This is a genomic window from Streptomyces sp. NPDC048254 (assembly GCF_043201895.1).
Taxonomy (GTDB): domain Bacteria; phylum Actinomycetota; class Actinomycetes; order Streptomycetales; family Streptomycetaceae; genus Streptomyces.
The window spans coordinates 21,639-38,640 of the sequence record NZ_JBICZJ010000016.1 but is presented as its reverse complement, the minus strand read 5'-3'; the positions used below and the strand labels follow the sequence as shown (position 1 = coordinate 38,640).

The following is a 17,002-nucleotide window of genomic DNA, read 5'->3' as shown; positions in this document are numbered from 1 at the left end:
ACCCGTGCGGAGGCTTTCGCGTTCCTGTCGGCGCGCAATGCCGGCGGCGAGGTCCGGGAGTTCCCCGGAGAGCAGTTCATGACCGCCTTCGAGCGTGTGATCCACCCCATGCTCATCGCCGAGCTGCGCCCGCGCATCGTGTCGGTCGATCTGAACCCGCCGACATCGACGACCGGCGGGTGGAGTTCGGGCGAGGCGACCTGACCGACGTGTCGGCGTTGCTTCCCGCGCCTGACATGGCCGATGTCGATCCGGGACACGTATCTACCGCAAGTACCTCGACCTGTTCGGCAGACTCCACCAGCGCGCTCGACTCGATCTTCGTCACCGCGAACCGGTGAACCCCCGCCCGCAGGCGTACTCGACGCCCTGGCGAGCTAGCCCTGAACCGCTGACTGTTCCCGCGGGCGCGTTCGTGTCCGGCGAACGGTGTATCGCGGGCGGTGCGAGTTGCCCGCATCGTTCCCGGTGTCAGCGGGTGGTCATGGCCGGCGTCGTCTTCTTGCGGGCGCGGTACGCGGCTGCCTTGATCTTGTTGCCGCAGGACTCCATGCCGCACCACTGGCGGCGCATGCCCCGGGAGCGGTCGATGTAGATGCGGGTGCACACCGGGTTCCCGCACTCCTTGAGGAGCGGGACGTCCGGGCCGCTCAGCAGCTCGACGGCCTGTCGGGCGACGGTTGCCAGGGCCTGTTCGGGGGTGGCGTCGATGTGCCGTCCGGTCAGGGTGAGCTGAGGAGTCACCGGGGTCTTGCGCGCCGCCGCGTTGAGCACGCCGAGTGCTTCCCGGTCGAAGTCCTCGCCGAGACGGCGGTCGGTGATGAGCCGGTAGACGGCCTCGCGCACGGTGATAGCCTCCCGGACGTCCTCCTCCTCGCCGGGGGTGACCGTGTCGACGAGTCCGGACTCCACGTACCAGGCGTTCAGGCGCTCCGGGGTCACGAACATCTCGAACCGGGTCGAACGCCGGGCACGGAGGGTGGCCGCGAAGTCCAGGGCCGGGTTTCCGCAGACGAAGACATGGTTGAGATTCACGTCACCATTCTGACAGGTGACTGATGCGAAGCGCAAGCTCTGTCACCATCACCGCTCTGGACGGTGCACCGGACGGGAGCCGTCGAGAGCCCGCGACACCGTACACCGCCCGCCGGGACGCGGTCCTCCGCGGGAGGACGGGCGGCTGGTGACGGCGTTCGGCGAACCGCGCGGTGGTGCCGGGCGAGAGGCGTGTCTCGCCCGGCGTCAAGGGCTGGTTCAGGCGGTGGTGTCGAGCACGACGCGGAAGCGGGCCTCGCCGGAAAGCATGTGCTCGTAGGCCTTCATCGCCTGGGTGAAGGGCATGACCTCGGTGCTGGGACGGATGTCGTGCGCGAGGGTGAACGCGAGGTTGTCCTCGTTCTCGATGGACGAGCCGGTGAGGCTGCCGGTGATGGTGCGGGTGCCGAAGATCAGGTCGGGGGTGGCGATGGTGAGGGGGTCGGGTGCGGCTCCGACCACGACGAGCCTGCCGTTCGGTGCGAGGCCCTGGACCAGCGGGTTCATGGAGGCGCCGCTGGAGGCTGTGGCGATGATGAGGGAGGCGCCGCCCAGGGCGGTGAGCTCGGCTCCGGCGTCGGTGGTGGTGCTGTCGATGTATTCGTGGGCGCCGAGCCGGCGGGCGTATGTCTCCTTGTCCTTTCCGCGCGCGATGGCGACGACGCGGTAGCCGAGGCTGCGTGCGTACTGCAGGGCCAGGTGTCCCAGTCCACCGATGCCCTGTACGGCGATCAGGGCGCCGGCTCGGGTGGGTCCTTGCTGGAGGGCGGTGAAGGTGGTGAGTCCGGCGCAGAGCAGGGGAGCGGCGTCGGTCGCCGGAATGCCGTCGGGGATCCGTACCAGCCCGCTGGCGCGGGCGTAGGCCACCTCGGCGTAGCCGCCGTCGATGGTGGTTCCGGTCTGTTCCTGGTTTCGGCAGTTGACGAAGTCGCCGCGGCGGCATGGTTCGCATTCGCCGCAGTGGCCGTTGAGGAAGCCGACGCCGACCCGGTCCCCGGGCTGCCAGGCGGTGACACCTGCTCCGACGGCGTCGACGACGCCGACGACCTCGTGGCCGGGAACGATGGGCTGTGAGGGATCGGCACGCAGTCCCTCGATGGCCAGCACGTCGGTGTGGCAGACACCGCAGGCCTCCACACGCAGGCGGACCTGCCCCGGTGCAGGGTCGACCAGGTCGCGCTCGACCAGCTGGAGGTTGTGGACACCGGTGGCCTCGAAGGCCCGGTAAGTGGACATTGGCTGCTCCTGTATGTCGTGCCGCCGTGACAGGCCGGTATCGGTGAGGACAGAGCTCAGAGGACGACAGGGCAAAATGACCGGTCGTCTTAGAGGAGGGTAACCCATGTCGAGTGCCCGACGACCCACCGCAGGGCGCCATGGGTGGACCGCACCCCGAGGGCGCCTGCGGGCTCGTGCCTCGGCGGGACGACTACAATATGGTTGGTCGCCTTGGTGTAGTCCTCGGCCGCGAAAATCGCACGCGGCGATCCGGGTCCGTGTCCGCGGAGGGGCGAAAGCGGGTCGGCCCGACGGAAGGCGGAGACGGCATGGCGCAAGTGTCCAAGCGTGAGGAGATCGCTCAGGCGGCCTTTCAGCAGTTCCACGCGCGCGGCTTCAACGCCACCGGCATCAACGACATCACCAGCGCGGCGGGGGTTCCCAAGGGGTCCTTCTACAACCACTTCTCCAGCAAGGAGGAGAGTGCCCTGGAAGCGCTGAGCCGGTACGCCACCACTCTGAGCTTCGAGATGCTCACGACACCGGGCCGCCCTCCGCTGGAACGGCTTCGTGCCCATTTCGAGTTCCTGAGCAAGGACACCGTCGACAACGGCTTCGTACATGGCTGCCTGGCCGGCAATTTCGGTGCGGAGATGGCCGACCACAGCGACGAGATCCGCCTGGCGGTCGCAGGCGGGTTCGACCGGTGGGGGGCGCTGATCCGGGACGTCCTCGTGGAGGCCCAACAGGCGGGCGATCTGAGTGGCGATGTCGACGCGGAGGCCACCGCCCTCTTCGTCCTGAGTGCCTGGGAAGGCACCCTGATCGCGGCCCGGGCCCACAAGTCGGCGGCGCCGCTGGACGCGTTCTTCCGCACCGTTTTCGACGTCCTCCTGCCGTAGCGTCCCGCGTCCCGCGTCCCTCTTCGCCCTCGCTTCCGCGGTGGGGTGCGGCACACTCATGCGTCACGTGTTTGACTGGTGACATCTGCGGCAACCAGAAGTGTCACCAGCCAAACCTGTGATGCATGGTCGGTGCTCCCGCGGCCAGGTGCCCATCAGGCCGTCGGCCTCGGGGACGTGTCTTCGCACCGGGGGCCGTACCCGTGTCGCCGGCGTGCGTGTACACGGTGCGACGGCTGACTCCCGGAGTCCGCTGGTCGGGAGCGGTGCTGTGCCCGCTGGGGCATGGCACCGCTCCCGACGGCAGTACGGCGAGGTCTTCTAGCCGTGTTGTCTGATCCGGAAGTCCCTCCGGGTGACTCGGTCGTCGAGCGTCACCGCGGTGCGGGTGAGTGTCGCGTAGCCGGATGCCGTGACCTGTAGAGCGTGGCGGCCGGAGCCGGGCAGGAACAGGGTGTACAGACCATCGCCCACAGCCGGGTCGTCCGCAGTGGCGGCCGTGACCGCGCCGCTGTCCGGGGTGCGGGTGTCGACGACGGTGGCGCCGACCACGCCCGCGCCGGTGGCCGCGTCCCTGACGGTGCCCACGGCTAGGCCGCCCGGGACCGGCTCGAGGCGACGGGTCTGGAGGGTCACGTCGTCCAGTGCCCAGAAGTAGCCCCAGTCGGCCACGAAGTGGAAGCGCAGGCGCACGGACCGCTGCCCGGCGTACTGACGCAGCGGGACGGCGACCGTCAGGTGGTCCTCCGAACCGCCGACCCTCGGTCCGGCCCAGACGTTCTGCCAGGTCTTTCCGTCGTCCGTGCTGGCGTCCACCGTCATGTGCTGCTGGGTGAGGTTGGCCACGTAGGCCGTCTCGAAGCTCAGCTCCGCGGACTGCGCGTGCGACAGATCGTAGGCGGGAGTGGTCAGTTGGCTGTCCTGGTGCGGACCGAACGGCCCCTGGTCGCTCTCCACCACGGCGAAGGAGCCGGTACCCCCGGTGGCGTTGCCGCGCTGGATGGGATCGTCGAACTGCCATCCGTTGCCGGTGCCGGCCGCGTTCGTCACGGTCCACCCGGCGGGGGCCGCGGTGGTGGAGTCGAAGGTCTCGGCGTTGTCGGTGCGGCGGGGGGTGTAGCCGATGGCGGTGGCCGCGTCCGGGTCGGCGGTCACCGCGACGTTCGCGGTCACCGGCCTGGCAGCGACCGTCACGGCTCGGATGACGGGTTCGTAGCCGGGCAGCGCGGCGCTGACGTCCAACTGGTAACCGGCCTGCTTCGGCAGGGTGATGTCGTACGCGCCGGTCACCGGATCGGTCCATGCCGGGGCCTCGGGCGACCCTAGGACGGAGATGCGGGCGTAGAGCGGCCAGCCGTGTCCCGAGCCGTCCTTGACCGTGCCGCGGACGTGGACGCGCGGCAGCGGCGCCACCGCGAAGTCGTGGGTCACCGTCTGGCCGTCGGCGATGTCGAGGGCGATCGGCGCTGTGGTCCGGTAGCCGAACGCCGTCACGGTCAGGCCGTCGACCCGGCCGGCGGGGAGGTTCAGGGAGTAGGTGCCGTCCTGGAGGGTCGTGGCGACGTCGGGACCCGTGCCCACGGTGGCTCCGGCGACGGGCCGGCCGGTCTTGGCGTCCTTGACCACGCCGGACACGGTGCCGCTCGGGCCGCTGCGGAACGCCGCCAGGCCGGACGGTGTGCCGAGGCCGGTGGGACCGTCGTAACCGGCGGCCGCGGTGCACAGATACGCGGTGTCGCAGATGCCGTTCGATCCGCTGGTGATGTCGGTCAGGCCCGTGCCGCCGGCCGCGTAGGGGTACGAGTTCGGGTACGTTCCGGGCCGCGGGCTGCCCGCCAGGGCGTAGACGGCCGCGATCACGGGCGTGGCGACGCTCGTGCCGCCGTAGCGCTGCCAGCCCGTTCCGGTCGAGCCGAACGTGGAGTAGACGGCAACGTTGTCAGCGACGGCTGAGACGTCGGCGACGCTGCGGCCGGCACACCCGGTGTCCTTCTGGAAGGCGGGCTTCGGCTGGTGCGTGGCGCACCCGGAACCCGGCGCGTAGGTGTCGCGGTTCCAGACGGTCTCGGACCATCCGCGGGCACTGGTGGGGTCGGCGACCAGGTCCGTGCCGCCGACCGAGGTCACCGTGGACAGGGTCGCCGGGAAGGCGACCCCGTATCCGTTGTCACCGCTCGCCGCTACGACGGCGACACCCGGGTGGTCGTAGGAGGCACCGTAGGTCGCCTGGTCGCTGTCGGAGTCACCGCTTCTGCCATAGGAGTTGGAGACGTACTTGGCGCCGAGGGCGACCGCCCTGTCGACCCCGGCCGCGAGGTTGTCGAGGCCGTCGTTGTCGGTCTCCACGAGGATGATGTGCGCCTGCGGAGCGGTGGCGGAGACCATCTCCAGATCGAGGGCGATCTCGCCGGCCCATGAGTCGCTCGTCATGGGGTAGTTGGTACCGCCGCGCTGGTCCACCTTGGCGAAGCAGCCGTTCGCCGTGGTGCACGGCGGAAGCCCGTACTGGCTGCGGTAGATGGCGAGGTCCGCCTCGGCGTTCGGGTTGTCGTACGCATCGACGATCGCGATCGTCTGTCCCGCTCCGCCGTCGGCGGGCAGGTCGTAGGCGCTGCGGATGTCCTGCGGGCCGAGTCCCGCCGGTGTCTGCGCCGCACTGAGACGAGCCGTCGTGCCGGGCGCGCGCAGGGCGTAGCAAGCTGCGTGCCCCTTGGCGGGGGTATCGCAGAGGGGCGTGAGATCGGTGCCGGGGGTGTCGGCATCGGAGGCGGCCGTGTTCAGCCGTGTCGAGGCGGCCGTCCGGCCCGGCTCCGGGCCGGTTCCGGCACTGGCCGCCGGCTGGAAGCCCACCAGGGCCACAGCCGCCACGCCCACAACCGCGGCGCCGCGCCGCAGGGCGTGAAGCGGTCGAAATCCGCTCTCCACGCGCGTGGATATCTTCATGTTCCACCTGTCATGATCTGGCCTCCATAAGAGACCGGTGGCAGGAAAAATGCATACGCCGGTGCGCAGCGCTTAATTAGCCGCCGTATGCGGTGCGGCTGTCAATGCGTCAGCTGTTACGAGTTCATTTCCCCGTTACTGGAAGCCGAAAAATGGACAGTAAATGCGCAATTCCTTGCCGTTTGGTGCCGTGCTCCCGGACTGCGGGCCGGACGCGGAGCGACACGCGTGGACAGGGCAACTGCCGTATCAACAAGGAGTTTTGTGTAGATCAGACCCATAAGAACCCTTCGGGTGGTGGTGGCCCGACCGGTGCTTCTCACTTGTGCAGCCGCGCAAACGCCCCAGGTTCCGCCATTGCCCCGGCAGACCGTTCGGTCGCAGAATCTGATCGGTACACACCCGGTGCCACGGAATTCTGACTTCCCTTCCGAAATTAGCCTCAGCTCTGCCGGAAAAGTGCGGATGAATTCAGCGGACTGCGAGTGCGCGCCTTCCGATGCTTTTCCGGCGTGGACCTCTTCCACCGCCGCGCGCTACCAGCTCGGCGTTTCCGGCGGCCGATGTAGTCGGGCGCCTGGCCGGGAGCGCCTTATGAGCGGTGTCGGCTGTTACGCACTTTCGGGCGACGGTCTGTGGGGCGGGGCTGCGCACGGTGCCGGTCCGCGTCTGGAATCCCGGCGCGCGTAAGGGCCGGCCGGTGAGGGCCCGTCAACATCGTGCATTCACCGCATACATGGATGGTGCAGATGAGAGTGATGGGAATATGACGAAACTGTCAGGACCTTCGTGTACTCATCCCACCTCCTGCGCATGGTGGGCAGGGTGTGGGTGTGCGGCCGACCGGCCGCCGACCCGCACAACGCACCACGGGCGGCCTGCGACGTTCATGTTGCCCGCCCGGGGTGTCCGGCCCTGAGAAGGGGGATCTCGGGTCGGTATCTGTGGGTGCCTGAACCCGAAGGGTCTCTTGCCGCACTGGGGTTATGCGTATAACGTCGACTGTGCAGGTATGTCCGTCACCGTTCCCGGAGGGGAGGCCCTCAGATGGTCATGACTGGCGGGAGCCGCCATCTGTGGATCTTCGGTGATCACTCGTATCTCAGCCAGTTCTACGGCTGACAAGTCGGTTCAGCTCCAGGGCACACATGTGCCCACCTCACCGACCTCGTCAGCCAAGGAATCTCGTCATGACAACAACCGTCCCCGTCCGCTGCACGATCCCCCACGACGACACCCAGTGGGCCGCCCGTCACATGCCGCTGCTCGCGGCCACCATGCAGACCCACTCGGCCGCGTTCGCGGGACGGCGTATCGGGATCTGTCTGCACATCGAGCCGAAGACCGCTGTTCTGGTGTCCTTCCTGGCTCAGGCGGGCGCGCAGGTCACCCTGACCGGTTCCCCCGGTACCACTCAGGAGGACACCGCGGACGCCTTGCGCGCAGCCGGCGTCACCGTCATCGGCCACCGATCGGACGACCTCGACCAGCACCGCGGGAACATCGCGCAGGTACTGGACTCCAGGCCGGACCTCATCCTCGACAACGGTGCGGACCTTATCGAGGCCGTGATGGCTCGAGGAGGTCTTCCCGGCCTCATCGGGGCCACCGAGGAGACCACCACGGGCGGCCTGCGCATCCGATCCTGGAGCTCCCCGCCGCCCTTCCCCGTAGTCGTCATCAACGACAGCCGGCTCAAATTGCTGGTCGAGAACGAGTTTGGCGTCGGCCAGAGCGTTGTCCAGGGCTTCATGAACGCCACCAACCTCATGCTGCCCGGTGCGCATGCGACCGTCGTCGGCTATGGGCCCTGCGGGCGGGGGGTCGCCGACACACTTGCCCATCTGGGCGCCCGGGTCGCGGTGGCGGACATCGACCCTTACCGCGCTCTGGAGGCACTGATGGCGGGTCATCAGGTTGGAGAGCTGAGCGAGCTTCTGCCCCGGACCCAGTTGCTCTTCCTGGCCACCGGCCACCCGGGAGTGATCGGCACAGCCGAGCTGGACGTCCTGCGGGACGGTGCGGTGATCGCCGGGGTCGGACACAGGCCGTGGGAGCTGGACACGGACGCGCTGGCCGAGCGCACGCGGGCCGTGCACCGATCGGGCGCCAGCGGGCAGGAACGAGCCGTCCACCGCCTCGACGACGGTCGTGAACTGGTCGTGCTCGCCGATACCAAGATGATCAACCTCACGGCGGCCAAGGGCAATCCGATCCAGGCGATGGACCTCGGGCTCACCCTCCAGGCCCGCAGCCTTGCCGCGCTTGCCACGACCACGGATCAGCCCCTCAGCCCGGGCGTGCAGGCCGTCCCCGAGCTCATCGACAGGAGCGTCGCCACCGACCTGGTGTCCATGCTGAGCCACATCTGAGGTCCACCGAAACCCGGGTGGCCCGCCCCGCCAGGCCGGGCCACCCGGAATCGCCTCCCCCCTGAAAGACGTGATCAGGCTGGGTGCGCCGGTGCATGATCCAAGGACTGCACGGCCTCCAGCGTGAACCGTGAGGCCCTGGGGCTGCGGCACGACGACATCGCGATCGCCGAGCGGCAGGTGACCGTGGTGCCGCGGCAGAACGACAACCGGGCCCGCGTGAAGGCCGGCCGCACCCCGCTGCCCTCGGCATGGCGGCCGGTACGGTCAAGAGCACGCTGCACCGGGCCTTCGGCGACTCCGCCAGGAGCCAGCGCGCCGCGATTCTGCTGGAGACGCCCCAAGACGTGGTTCCCTTTGCGTTCGAACTCCCTCGGAGACGGGACGGTGAGTTGCAGCCACTGTGGCGCTGACCGTGCCTCTGCGGTCACTGTTGTTGGCGCGGTGGCCATCATGGAGAAGGGCAAGGTGAGCGAAATCCCCTCCAGCCAGGGCACCTTGGTGATGTGGGTGTCGAACGCGGGAGGGTTCAATGGCTTTCGATCACGTGCGGCATGATCTGGATCATCCCGGCGGCCTGGAACAGGCCGCTGGCTGCGGCGATACAACGGGCCATGATGCATCTGGCCGACCGCTTGGAACGCCGCGATACCGGCCAGGCAGAGCGGTGGCTTCACAAAGCTGCTGAGGCCGGTGAACCAGAAGCGATGTACCGTCTCGCCCACCTGATGACCGGACAGCGGGCGGATGAAGCCGCGTACTGGCACCAGCGAGCTGTCGAGGCTGGACATGTTCAGGCCATGTACGTGACCGGAATGACCGCTCAGGACACCGAGGAGCGCGAGAGGTGGCTTCGGTGCGCTGCCCGCGGGCACCTCGCCGGCAACCGAAACCGCACCGGAGAACAGCACACCCTGCGCGCGGCCAGTGACGCACTGGCCGATTCCCGCTTCCGCGCCTACGCCGATGCCGACTTCGACGTCATCGACACCCTCGGCGCCATCTCCCGGGAACACGGCCGGCCGCCGGCCCAGATCGCCCTGGCCTGGCTGCTCACTCGACCCGCCGTGAGCGCACCGATCATCGGCGCCACCAAACCCCGCCACATCGACGACGCCATCGCCGCACTCGAAGTGACTCTGAGCGAACAGGACCTGCACCAACTGTACGCGCCCTACCGATCACACCCGGTGCTCGGACACTCCTGACCCACCCACGCGATCAGCCGACCGGTCCGACCGAGGCCAGCTCCCGCATCCCGGCTGCCGACCGCTTCCAGACCTTCCTGGACCAGCAGGGATCGGGTCTGTAAAGCGATCGGCTCTGTCCCGTAATCGGTGGTAACGAAGGGTGACGGCCGTCGTTGCCCTGGTGTGCGCGATGTCAATGAGCTTGTGGGTGTGGTGTTTTCGGGCCTGTCGGGCCTTGTCGTCGAGGGCGTGACGGATGAGGGCGAGGTCATCCGGGTGTCGGCGCGGACCCGGGACGATCCGGTGCCGTGCCCGGTGTGCGGGCACCGACCGTGCCGCCCCCGCCAGCGCCTGTCGCTCCGCGGCCGCCAGCACGGTCGGGAGCCTGTCCCGACGGCTGCATAACATCGCAGATCTGCGATGTTCCGCACGAGATCCATGCAGAGCTGCTGCATGGATCGGCCGCGGTCCGGGCGGCCGCGGTTTGTTCTGGAGGAGCAGAACAAGCCGGTTCACCTGGTGCTACCGGCCGTCGTCCGGAACCGACGCGGGGATGCCTCGCGTTGTTCTGCTCCTCCAGAACAAATCGGTTTACCTAGTGCTACCGGCAGGGTGGGGCGGGGCATAAAGAAGGCGCCGCAGTCGGGGGCGCGGCGCCGTGGGATCTTCGCGGGGCCTGGAGCCCGCTGGCGGGCCTAAGCATCCGACATCTGACTCATCTGCCCTTGGGGGTTATGCGTACCGGGCCTGCGGTTGCGGCGGTGCGGGTTGCGTTCACGCTCTTGCTCACCGGCCGTGGTGGCACCAGCGCCGCATCCAAGCAGTGCGCAGCAACGTCGGCGTCAGAGTCAACCTCGGCAAGCCCTCGAGGTCATGCGACCCAGGTCCGTGCCTGGGCACAGGCGGGCGGCTACGACACCCTCGACACGCTCGCGAAGAGCCTGGGGCAAGGGGGAAGGACTCGGACCCTGTCGATCTGGCGGCGCTACAGACAATCTGTACCCGGCTCACCGTGGATGTCGAGGCGGCCGCAGAGGAAGAACCGTGGTCCCAGCTGTCTCAGTCGTGCGCCCCGGCGCCGCCTTCCGGGCGCTGGGGCGCACCGCTTTCCGGTAGGTAGAGCCGCCTCCAGCGTCCCGGAGCCCCACGTGTGGGGCTCCGGGACGTCAGGAAGCGGCAGCGCTACCTGGCCCGCTCGGTTCGGGCGTTCCGGCGGGTGGGGTGCTGGTGGTGTGGCGGTGGATGTTGGCCGTCAAGCGCCGGACGAGGTCCTGGGTGCTGGTGATCTCGGTGGGGGTGAGCCCGATGGCGTCGCCGATGGCGGGCGGGATGCTCGCGATGTGCCGGTAGAGGGCGGTGCCCTCGGCGGTGAGGGCGACTTCGACGACGCGTTCGTCGTCGGTGCGGCGCCTGCGTGTGAGCAGGCCGTTCGTCTCGAGGCGTTTGATCAGCGGGGTGACGGTGCCGTAGTCCAACTGCAAGGTGGCGACGAGGTGTTTCACCGTCATGGCGCCGTGCTCCCCGAGAGCGACCAGGACCAGGTACTGAGGGTAGGTCAGGCCGAGGGGGTCCAGGAGCGGCCGGTAGGCCCCGGTGATCGCACGGGAAGCCGCGTACAGCGAGAAGCACAGATGGTCGTCCAGCAGCGGCGGCCGGAGAACCGGCCCCGGCTCCGGTCCCGGCTCGGGCATGTCCTGGTTGTCACTCATGGCTCGGTTCCCCTTCACTTCACGGTCGGTCGGCTCAGGCCCTCACCACCCTCGCATCACCAAGAGCTCAAAACAATCGTCCACAACTAACTTGTGCACGAGAGAAACGTTCGCTAGGTTTCTCGGTGTCGCCACGGACGGGAGCGCCCGGAGCGGTCACCAGCCGGAATCAGCGCATATCTGAAGGGGAATCGCCATGAAGCTCACGACCGCCCTCCGCCCCACCCGCAAGCGTGTCGCCGCCCTCGGCGCCGTCGCCGGAGCAGTGGCCCTGGCCCTGGCGGTCACCGCCCCGGCAGACGCCACGGGCGCACACCACGCGCCGGACAAGAAGCCCACGGTGGTCCTGGTCCACGGTGCGTTCGCCGACTCCTCCAGCTGGAACGGCGTCGTCAAGCGCCTCCAGCACGACGGCTATCCCGTGGTCGCTCCCGCCAACCCGCTGCGCGGCCTGGCAAGCGACGCCGACTACCTCAACAGCTACCTCAAGAGCGTCAAGGGCCCGATCGTGCTGGCCGGCCACTCCTACGGCGGCGCCGTGATCACCCAGGCCGCAGCCGGCAACCCCGACGTCAAGGCCTTGGTCTACATAGCCGCCTTCGCCCCCGACAAGGGCGAGAGCGCACTGGAGCTGTCCAACAAGTACCCCGGCAGCACCCTTGGCCCGACGCTGAACGCCGTGCCCTTCCCGCTCCCCGGCGGCGGCACCGGCACCGACCTCTACATCAAGGCCGACAAGTTCCACGACCAGTTCGCCGCCGACGTACCTACCCCCGTCACCGACCTGATGGCCGCCACCCAGCGCCCCGTCGTCTCCTCCGCCCTGGAGGAAAAGGCCACCGAGACCGCCTGGCAGACCATCCCCTCCTGGGACCTGATCACCACCCGCGACTACAACATCCCGCCCGCCGCCCAGCGCTTCATGGCCAAGCGGGCCCACTCCCACACCACCGAGATCGCCGCGTCCCACGCCGTCTCGGTCTCCCGCCCCGGCGCCGTCACCCGCATTATCGAACAGGCCGCCCGCACCACCACCCGCTGAACCGCCACCCCCCACACCCCCGGGAGCCGGCCGCCACACGCAGGCGCTCGCGCGACCCCCGCGACTCGGCTGCACCTCCGCACACCCACAGAAGGACGAGAACCACCATGGCCAACTACACCGCTTCCGTGAGCGTCACCGGCGAAGGCCGCAACGGCGGCCGCGTCCAGTCCGACGACGGCCTCCTGACCGCCACCCTCGCCCTGCCCAAGGAACTCGGCGGCGCCGGCGACGCCACCAACCCCGAGCAGCTCTTCGCCGCCGGCTGGGGCTCCTGCTTCCTCGGTGCCCTTCGTCTCGCCGCCACCCAGCGCAAGATCCGACTCACCAGCACCGCCATCGACACCAAGATCACCCTCGTCCACGGCGACGACGGCTTCAGCCTCGCCGCCGTCCTCGACCTCGAAATCGGCGGCGTCGACCAGGACGCCGCCACCGCCCTCGCTGAGGCCGCCCACCAGATCTGCCCTTACTCCAAGGCCACCCGCGGCAACATCCCCGTCACCATCAACGCCACCGCGGTCTGACCTCTCCCCTCACACTCCGCCACCCCACCACGGCCGCCGCCTCCTACCCGGAGACGGCGGCCGGGCCGCGTTCACCAGCCGACGCAGCTCGAGGGCTCAAGTGTCTGACTGTCCCTCCCCTCGTAGCGTGAAGACCGTGACTGCAGGGGAAGTTGGGAGTCATGGCGGAGAAGCGACGGAAGTTCGATCCGGAGTGAGGGAGCTGTACGGATCGTCACGGAGACCGGCAAGACGATCGCCGAGGTTGCCGACGACCTGGAGAACGCCCAGCTCAAGCGCACGACAAGGAACTGGTCATGGAGCGTGATGTCCTTAAACGCTGCATGGTCCTGTGGGTGAAGTAGCCGTGGCGGACCCGGCGTCCGTCGTCGGGGTGATCAGCGACTTCAGCACCGAGCAGGGCATTTCGCACCGCGTCTCCTGCCGCGCTCTGGGCGTGAGCGGGTCGTGGTTCTACAAGCACCGCACTCGCCAGCCCACCCGGCGTGAGCTGCGCAGACAGCGTCTGATGGAAGCGGTGAAGGAGGAGTTCGACACTGCGCGCGGCACCTACGGTTCGCCGAAGATCTGGATCAGGCTGGTGAGGCAGGGCTGGCGGGTCTCGGTGAACACCATCGCGAAGATCATGGCCGAGCTGGGCCTGGTCGCGCGGAAGATACGCAGCCGGCGGGGGCAGGCGAAGCGCCAGGACCGCGAGCTGCCCGAGGCACCCGAGCCGGAGAAGTTGTCCACGGACTCCTGCAAGGCCGCCATCAGATCGAGAACCCTGCCTGGCGGCGCGCGCCGCGAGAACCCTGCCTGGCGGCGCGCGCCGCGACCAGTCCAACTCCCCGCGGGCGCCGAGCTCGTCCAGGACCAGGCGGTGGAGCTTGCCCCACACCCTGGCCCGGCTCCACTCGGTGAACCGGCGGTGCGCGGTCGGCGCGGACGGACCGAAGACCGGCGGCAGTTGCCGCCAGGTGCAGCCCGTCGTGGCCACCGCCAGCGCGCTCATCGACCCGGCCCCGAGCACCAGCACATCCCGGCCCGCGAGGCCCTGCTCGCCCAGGCGCGGCGAGGCCAGTTCCACCGCCAGGCCCAGCAGGCCTGCCCCGGCGCGGCCGATCCCGGTCTCGGCCCGGGCTCGCTTGCCGGCCCGCAGCGCGACGCGGCCGAGGTCGCCCAGGACCCGTCCGATGGTGCCCTGCCGGGCGGCAAGCCTGATCGCCGCGCGCACCTGGCCGACTACCTGTTCCTCGCCCACCACCACCGAATCCAGCCCGCAGGCCACGGCCAGCAGGTGGCTGACGGCGCGGTCCTCGTAGTGCACGTACAGATGGGGGGTCAGGTCATCGAGGGGGACCCCGGAGTGCCGCGCCAGCAGTTCGCAGATCTCCGTCACGCCGGCGTGAAATCGGTCGACGTCGGCATACACCTCGATCCGGTTGCACGTCGAGACGACGAACACCTCGGCCACGGGCTCGGACTGCGCCACGTCATGGAGCAGCTTGCCGAGTGTGTCCCCGGTGACCGAGGCCCGCTCCAGGACCGCCATCGGCGCGCTCTTGTGGCTCAAGCCGACCGCCAGTACGCTCACCGCTCCTCCTCATGTCCGTCAGCCACCCCAGCCTCCGGCGCGCATTGGTGAACGCACATCGCCCGATTCTGGTGAAGTGCGCCGGCCGCTCCCGCGCAAGCGGGCGCCGGCGAGTCCAGTACCGCCCGCGGGAGCACGGTGGCCTTGTCGCCACCGTAGGCATCACGGCGCACTACGAGGTTTCGGTGGCTGGGCAGAAGATGTCCCCGAGCTGATCCGCAACAAGGGCCCGTGGACCAGCATCAACGACTTCGGGAGCGCCGTCGCCGAGTACGTCGACTGGTTCAACCAGCGACGCCTACACGGCGAACTCGGCCACCTCACCCCCGTCGAACACGAAGCTGCCCACTACGCGGCCAAACCCCCTGCGTCACTCCAGAAAGCCAGTAACCCACTCTCCACTAAGAGGTGGCGCGGAAAGGGGTGCGGTCATGGTCGGCGGTTCGGGCGTTCGTCCCAGCGGTGAGTCATCCATGCTCGCCGGATCAGGCTGCGCACGGTGATGATCGTGTCGGTGAGGTCGAAGAATGCGTTGACGACGGTGGCGCGCCGCTCGTAGCAGCGGGCGAGCCGGTGGAAGGCGTTCTGCCATGCATGGGTGCGTTCGACGTGCCAGCGCTGACTGGCCTGGATGGGCGCCTTCTCGCCTTTGTGCGCGATGCGGCCGTGCAGGCCGCGTTCGTCGAGCATCGTGCGGGTCCTGTTCGAGTCGTAGCCGGCGTCCAGGTGGACGGTGACCTCGTCGGGCAACGGACCCGGGTCGTCCAGGCGGTCAAGGGTCGGGGCGAGCAGCGGGGAGTCATGGCAGTTGGCACCGGCCAGAACACGACCCAGCGGAATGCCGTATCCGTCCGTCATGCCCGAGCGTTTCAGGCCCTGTTTGCCGCGGTCGACCGGCGAACGCCCGGGCCACCTCACCACCTCCTGGAGCTTTGGTGCTGGAGCCGTCTACGGCGATCTGGTCGAGGACGAGACCGACGATCCGGTCGTAGGCGTCGAGCGCGATCTGCTTGAGCCGGGCGAAGACGCCCAGGCGTATCCATTCGTCGCGGCGGCTGCGGATCGTGGTGGCCGAGCAGGTTGTGTCGGCGATCGCCTCGTAAGAACAGCCGAAGCGCAGCAGTTGCAGCATCTTGTCGAAGATGATCCGGTCGCTGATGCGTCGGCGGTGGCAGCCAAGTGGATGGTCCGGGTGGTATTCCGGCCGCGCGGGCAGCAGGACTGCGAATTGGTCCCGGAGCGGCTCGGTCAGCCATGACGGAAGCGCAGGCACAGGTCTCCTCGGTGATCACAGAGCGTCAGCAACTCCATGATCAACGGGACCTGTGCCCGCTCGGCTACCTACCTTCCCAACCGCGCCTGTCCGCGCGGCCGAACAGCGCTGTCAAGCCTAGGGCTACTTGCGCCAGCCACTCCCTGCCCGCCGTTTCCAGCGCTTCAACCGGTCGTGTTCCCGACAGGCCCGGCGAACCAGGGTGGTCGACCTGACCACTCGACAACGCGCGTGCCGGCAATGGCCTGAGGAACTCTTCTCACGGAGACTCTGCGCACGGATGCCGAGAGCTTGGGCACTCAGATGCTGTTGGCGATGCGCTCGTGGTCCCGTTCGCCCTCGCGGGTCTGGATACCAGCGGCGAGCAGCTTGTGGGCGAGCTCGGTGACCTCATCGCCGAACGCCGCGAACAGGCCCTCGTTCTCAACGGCGTACGCCGCACGCGTAATCGGCTGCGCGACCGCGTCGACTGCAGCCTTGGTAATGGGGATCACCTCTGGCCGCAGGCCGGCGATCCGTCGGGCGAGGGTGTCGACGAAGGAATCGAGTTCTGCAGCGGGCAGGGCACGGTTGATCAGACCGTACCGTTCCGCGAGCTCCGCGCCGACGAGTTCGGCGCCGAGGATGAGCTCCAGCGCTCGGGCCCTTCCTGCCAGGCGCGTCATGTTCACCGTGCCGCCGCCTCCGGGGAGGATCCCCATCAAGGACTCCGGCTGCCCCTGCCCCGACTTGCCGATCGCCGCGAATCGCATGTCCAGGTACATGAAGAACTCGTTGCCCGCGCCGCGCGCGAAGCCCGCCAGCTTGCCGATGGTGACCTGCGGCAGCGAGCGGACCTCCTCGCTCATCGCCTGGAGGATGTTCAGGCCCTCGGGGATGGCCGAGCCCGGTGCAGCCGCGATCGCAGCGCGAGTGGCTGCAGGCAGCGCGTCAGGGTCGGTGAGGTAGGCCATGTCACCGTGCGCAACGAAGAACTCCGGGTCAGCACTCTCGAAGACAATGACGCGGACGTCGGCGTCGTCCCGCACACGCGCGACGAATGCCCGGAGCGACGGCAGGAGGACCGCGTCCATCAGATTGAGCGGCGGATGATCGATTGTCACTGTCGCGACCCCGTCCGAGACGTCGATCGTCAGGGCGGGAAGGTCTTCGTAGCTCATGAGGTGGCTCCATATCGCGGTAAGGGACGGCCCGTCACCGGGCCGCCGGCTGGGG

General features: G+C 68.7%; 13 protein-coding genes and 5 pseudogenes. 9 read left to right on the top strand and 9 right to left on the bottom strand.

The window, feature by feature from the left end:
• Positions 1–78 precede the first annotated feature (78 nt).
• Positions 79–204 (top strand): hypothetical protein, encoded by a 126-nt coding sequence (locus tag ACGFZQ_RS36000; protein WP_393843885.1) that lies wholly within the window; start codon positions 79–81, stop codon positions 202–204.
• Positions 205–471: 267 nt separating this feature from the next.
• On the opposite strand, the gene ACGFZQ_RS35995 is transcribed toward ACGFZQ_RS36000, so the two are convergent.
• Both ACGFZQ_RS35995 and ACGFZQ_RS35990 read right to left on the bottom strand, forming a co-directional pair.
• On the bottom strand, positions 472–1,035 hold the full coding sequence (locus tag ACGFZQ_RS35995) for a CGNR zinc finger domain-containing protein (protein WP_393843884.1): 564 nt from the start codon (positions 1,033–1,035) through the stop codon (positions 472–474).
• A gap of 219 nt (positions 1,036–1,254) precedes the next feature.
• Positions 1,255–2,271 carry an alcohol dehydrogenase catalytic domain-containing protein gene (locus ACGFZQ_RS35990; RefSeq protein ID WP_294011755.1) on the bottom strand — a complete coding sequence of 339 codons (1,017 nt, stop codon included), beginning with the start codon at positions 2,269–2,271 and terminating at the stop codon, positions 1,255–1,257.
• Positions 2,272–2,582: 311 nt separating this feature from the next.
• Between ACGFZQ_RS35990 and ACGFZQ_RS35985 the strand changes: the two genes are divergently transcribed.
• A complete protein-coding gene (locus tag ACGFZQ_RS35985; RefSeq protein WP_393843883.1) occupies positions 2,583–3,155 on the top strand; it encodes a TetR family transcriptional regulator C-terminal domain-containing protein in 573 nt (190 codons plus the stop codon).
• A 321-nt stretch (positions 3,156–3,476) separates the two neighbouring features.
• Here ACGFZQ_RS35985 and ACGFZQ_RS35980 read toward each other — a convergent pair whose 3' ends face one another.
• Entirely contained in the window at positions 3,477–6,098 is a 2,622-nt protein-coding gene (locus tag ACGFZQ_RS35980; RefSeq protein WP_393843882.1) for a carboxypeptidase regulatory-like domain-containing protein, read from the bottom strand.
• Positions 6,099–7,288: 1,190 nt separating this feature from the next.
• On the opposite strand from ACGFZQ_RS35980, the gene ACGFZQ_RS35975 reads away from it, so the two are divergent.
• Complete coding sequence (locus ACGFZQ_RS35975) at positions 7,289–8,470, top strand: adenosylhomocysteinase (protein ID WP_294011760.1); 1,182 nt, start codon at positions 7,289–7,291, stop codon at positions 8,468–8,470.
• Between the two features lie 74 nt (positions 8,471–8,544).
• Here ACGFZQ_RS35975 and ACGFZQ_RS35970 read toward each other — a convergent pair whose 3' ends face one another.
• Positions 8,545–9,261 carry a hypothetical protein gene (locus tag ACGFZQ_RS35970; protein ID WP_393843881.1) on the bottom strand — a complete coding sequence of 239 codons (717 nt, stop codon included), beginning with the start codon at positions 9,259–9,261 and terminating at the stop codon, positions 8,545–8,547.
• Between the two features lie 9 nt (positions 9,262–9,270).
• On the opposite strand from ACGFZQ_RS35970, the gene ACGFZQ_RS35965 reads away from it, so the two are divergent.
• Both ACGFZQ_RS35965 and ACGFZQ_RS35960 read left to right on the top strand, forming a co-directional pair.
• Positions 9,271–9,678 (top strand): aldo/keto reductase, encoded by a 408-nt coding sequence (locus ACGFZQ_RS35965; protein WP_393843880.1) that lies wholly within the window; start codon positions 9,271–9,273, stop codon positions 9,676–9,678.
• A gap of 195 nt (positions 9,679–9,873) precedes the next feature.
• Positions 9,874–10,059 (top strand): annotated as a pseudogene (locus tag ACGFZQ_RS35960) (hypothetical protein); the annotation flags it as partial.
• 767 nt (positions 10,060–10,826) lie between these two features.
• Here ACGFZQ_RS35960 and ACGFZQ_RS35955 read toward each other — a convergent pair.
• Positions 10,827–11,351, bottom strand: coding sequence for a MarR family winged helix-turn-helix transcriptional regulator (locus ACGFZQ_RS35955; RefSeq protein ID WP_393844063.1), 525 nt, complete (start codon positions 11,349–11,351; stop codon positions 10,827–10,829).
• A gap of 214 nt (positions 11,352–11,565) precedes the next feature.
• Here ACGFZQ_RS35955 and ACGFZQ_RS35950 point away from each other — a divergent pair, with 214 nt between their 5' ends.
• From ACGFZQ_RS35950 to ACGFZQ_RS35940, 3 genes and pseudogenes are all read left to right on the top strand, one after another.
• Positions 11,566–12,411 (top strand): alpha/beta fold hydrolase, encoded by an 846-nt coding sequence (locus tag ACGFZQ_RS35950; protein WP_393843879.1) that lies wholly within the window; start codon positions 11,566–11,568, stop codon positions 12,409–12,411.
• Between the two features lie 107 nt (positions 12,412–12,518).
• The gene (locus ACGFZQ_RS35945) at positions 12,519–12,938 is read left to right on the top strand and encodes an Ohr family peroxiredoxin (protein WP_393843878.1); all 420 of its coding nucleotides are present in this window, start codon (positions 12,519–12,521) and stop codon (positions 12,936–12,938) included.
• Positions 12,939–13,446: 508 nt separating this feature from the next.
• A pseudogene (locus ACGFZQ_RS35940) lies at positions 13,447–13,539 on the top strand (IS3 family transposase); the annotation flags it as partial.
• Positions 13,540–13,742: 203 nt separating this feature from the next.
• Here the strand turns inward: ACGFZQ_RS35940 and ACGFZQ_RS35935 are convergent.
• Positions 13,743–13,917 (bottom strand): annotated as a pseudogene (locus ACGFZQ_RS35935) (transposase); the annotation flags it as partial.
• A 189-nt stretch (positions 13,918–14,106) separates the two neighbouring features.
• A pseudogene (locus tag ACGFZQ_RS35930) lies at positions 14,107–14,472 on the bottom strand (glutamyl-tRNA reductase); the annotation flags it as partial.
• Between ACGFZQ_RS35930 and ACGFZQ_RS35925 the strand changes: the two are divergent.
• The gene (locus tag ACGFZQ_RS35925; RefSeq protein ID WP_393843877.1) at positions 14,435–14,980 is read left to right on the top strand and encodes an IS3 family transposase; all 546 of its coding nucleotides are present in this window, start codon (positions 14,435–14,437) and stop codon (positions 14,978–14,980) included. The pseudogene ACGFZQ_RS35930 and the gene ACGFZQ_RS35925 overlap by 38 nt on opposite strands.
• On the opposite strand, the pseudogene ACGFZQ_RS35920 reads toward ACGFZQ_RS35925, so the two are convergent.
• Positions 14,944–15,787, bottom strand: a pseudogene (locus ACGFZQ_RS35920) (IS5 family transposase). The gene ACGFZQ_RS35925 and the pseudogene ACGFZQ_RS35920 sit on opposite strands and share 37 nt — an antisense overlap.
• A 299-nt stretch (positions 15,788–16,086) precedes the next feature.
• The gene (locus ACGFZQ_RS35915; protein WP_393843876.1) at positions 16,087–16,947 is read right to left on the bottom strand and encodes an enoyl-CoA hydratase/isomerase family protein; all 861 of its coding nucleotides are present in this window, start codon (positions 16,945–16,947) and stop codon (positions 16,087–16,089) included.
• Between the last annotated feature and the right edge of the window lie 55 nt (positions 16,948–17,002).

Excerpts from the sequence above, each read along its gene's own strand:
- ACGFZQ_RS35980 (WP_393843882.1), bottom strand. The coding sequence starts at position 6,098 with ATGAAGATATCCACGCGCGTGGAGAGCGGATTTCGACCGCTTCACGCC.
- ACGFZQ_RS35950 (WP_393843879.1), top strand. The coding sequence starts at position 11,566 with ATGAAGCTCACGACCGCCCTCCGCCCCACCCGCAAGCGTGTCGCCGCC.
- ACGFZQ_RS35990 (WP_294011755.1), bottom strand. The coding sequence starts at position 2,271 with ATGTCCACTTACCGGGCCTTCGAGGCCACCGGTGTCCACAACCTCCAG.
- ACGFZQ_RS35965 (WP_393843880.1), top strand. The coding sequence starts at position 9,271 with ATGTACGTGACCGGAATGACCGCTCAGGACACCGAGGAGCGCGAGAGG.
- ACGFZQ_RS35955 (WP_393844063.1), bottom strand. The coding sequence starts at position 11,351 with ATGCCCGAGCCGGGACCGGAGCCGGGGCCGGTTCTCCGGCCGCCGCTG.
- ACGFZQ_RS36000 (WP_393843885.1), top strand. The coding sequence starts at position 79 with ATGACCGCCTTCGAGCGTGTGATCCACCCCATGCTCATCGCCGAGCTG.
- ACGFZQ_RS35970 (WP_393843881.1), bottom strand. The coding sequence starts at position 9,261 with ATGTCCAGCCTCGACAGCTCGCTGGTGCCAGTACGCGGCTTCATCCGC.
- ACGFZQ_RS35985 (WP_393843883.1), top strand. The coding sequence starts at position 2,583 with ATGGCGCAAGTGTCCAAGCGTGAGGAGATCGCTCAGGCGGCCTTTCAG.
- ACGFZQ_RS35975 (WP_294011760.1), top strand. The coding sequence starts at position 7,289 with ATGACAACAACCGTCCCCGTCCGCTGCACGATCCCCCACGACGACACC.
- ACGFZQ_RS35915 (WP_393843876.1), bottom strand. The coding sequence starts at position 16,947 with ATGAGCTACGAAGACCTTCCCGCCCTGACGATCGACGTCTCGGACGGG.
- ACGFZQ_RS35945 (WP_393843878.1), top strand. The coding sequence starts at position 12,519 with ATGGCCAACTACACCGCTTCCGTGAGCGTCACCGGCGAAGGCCGCAAC.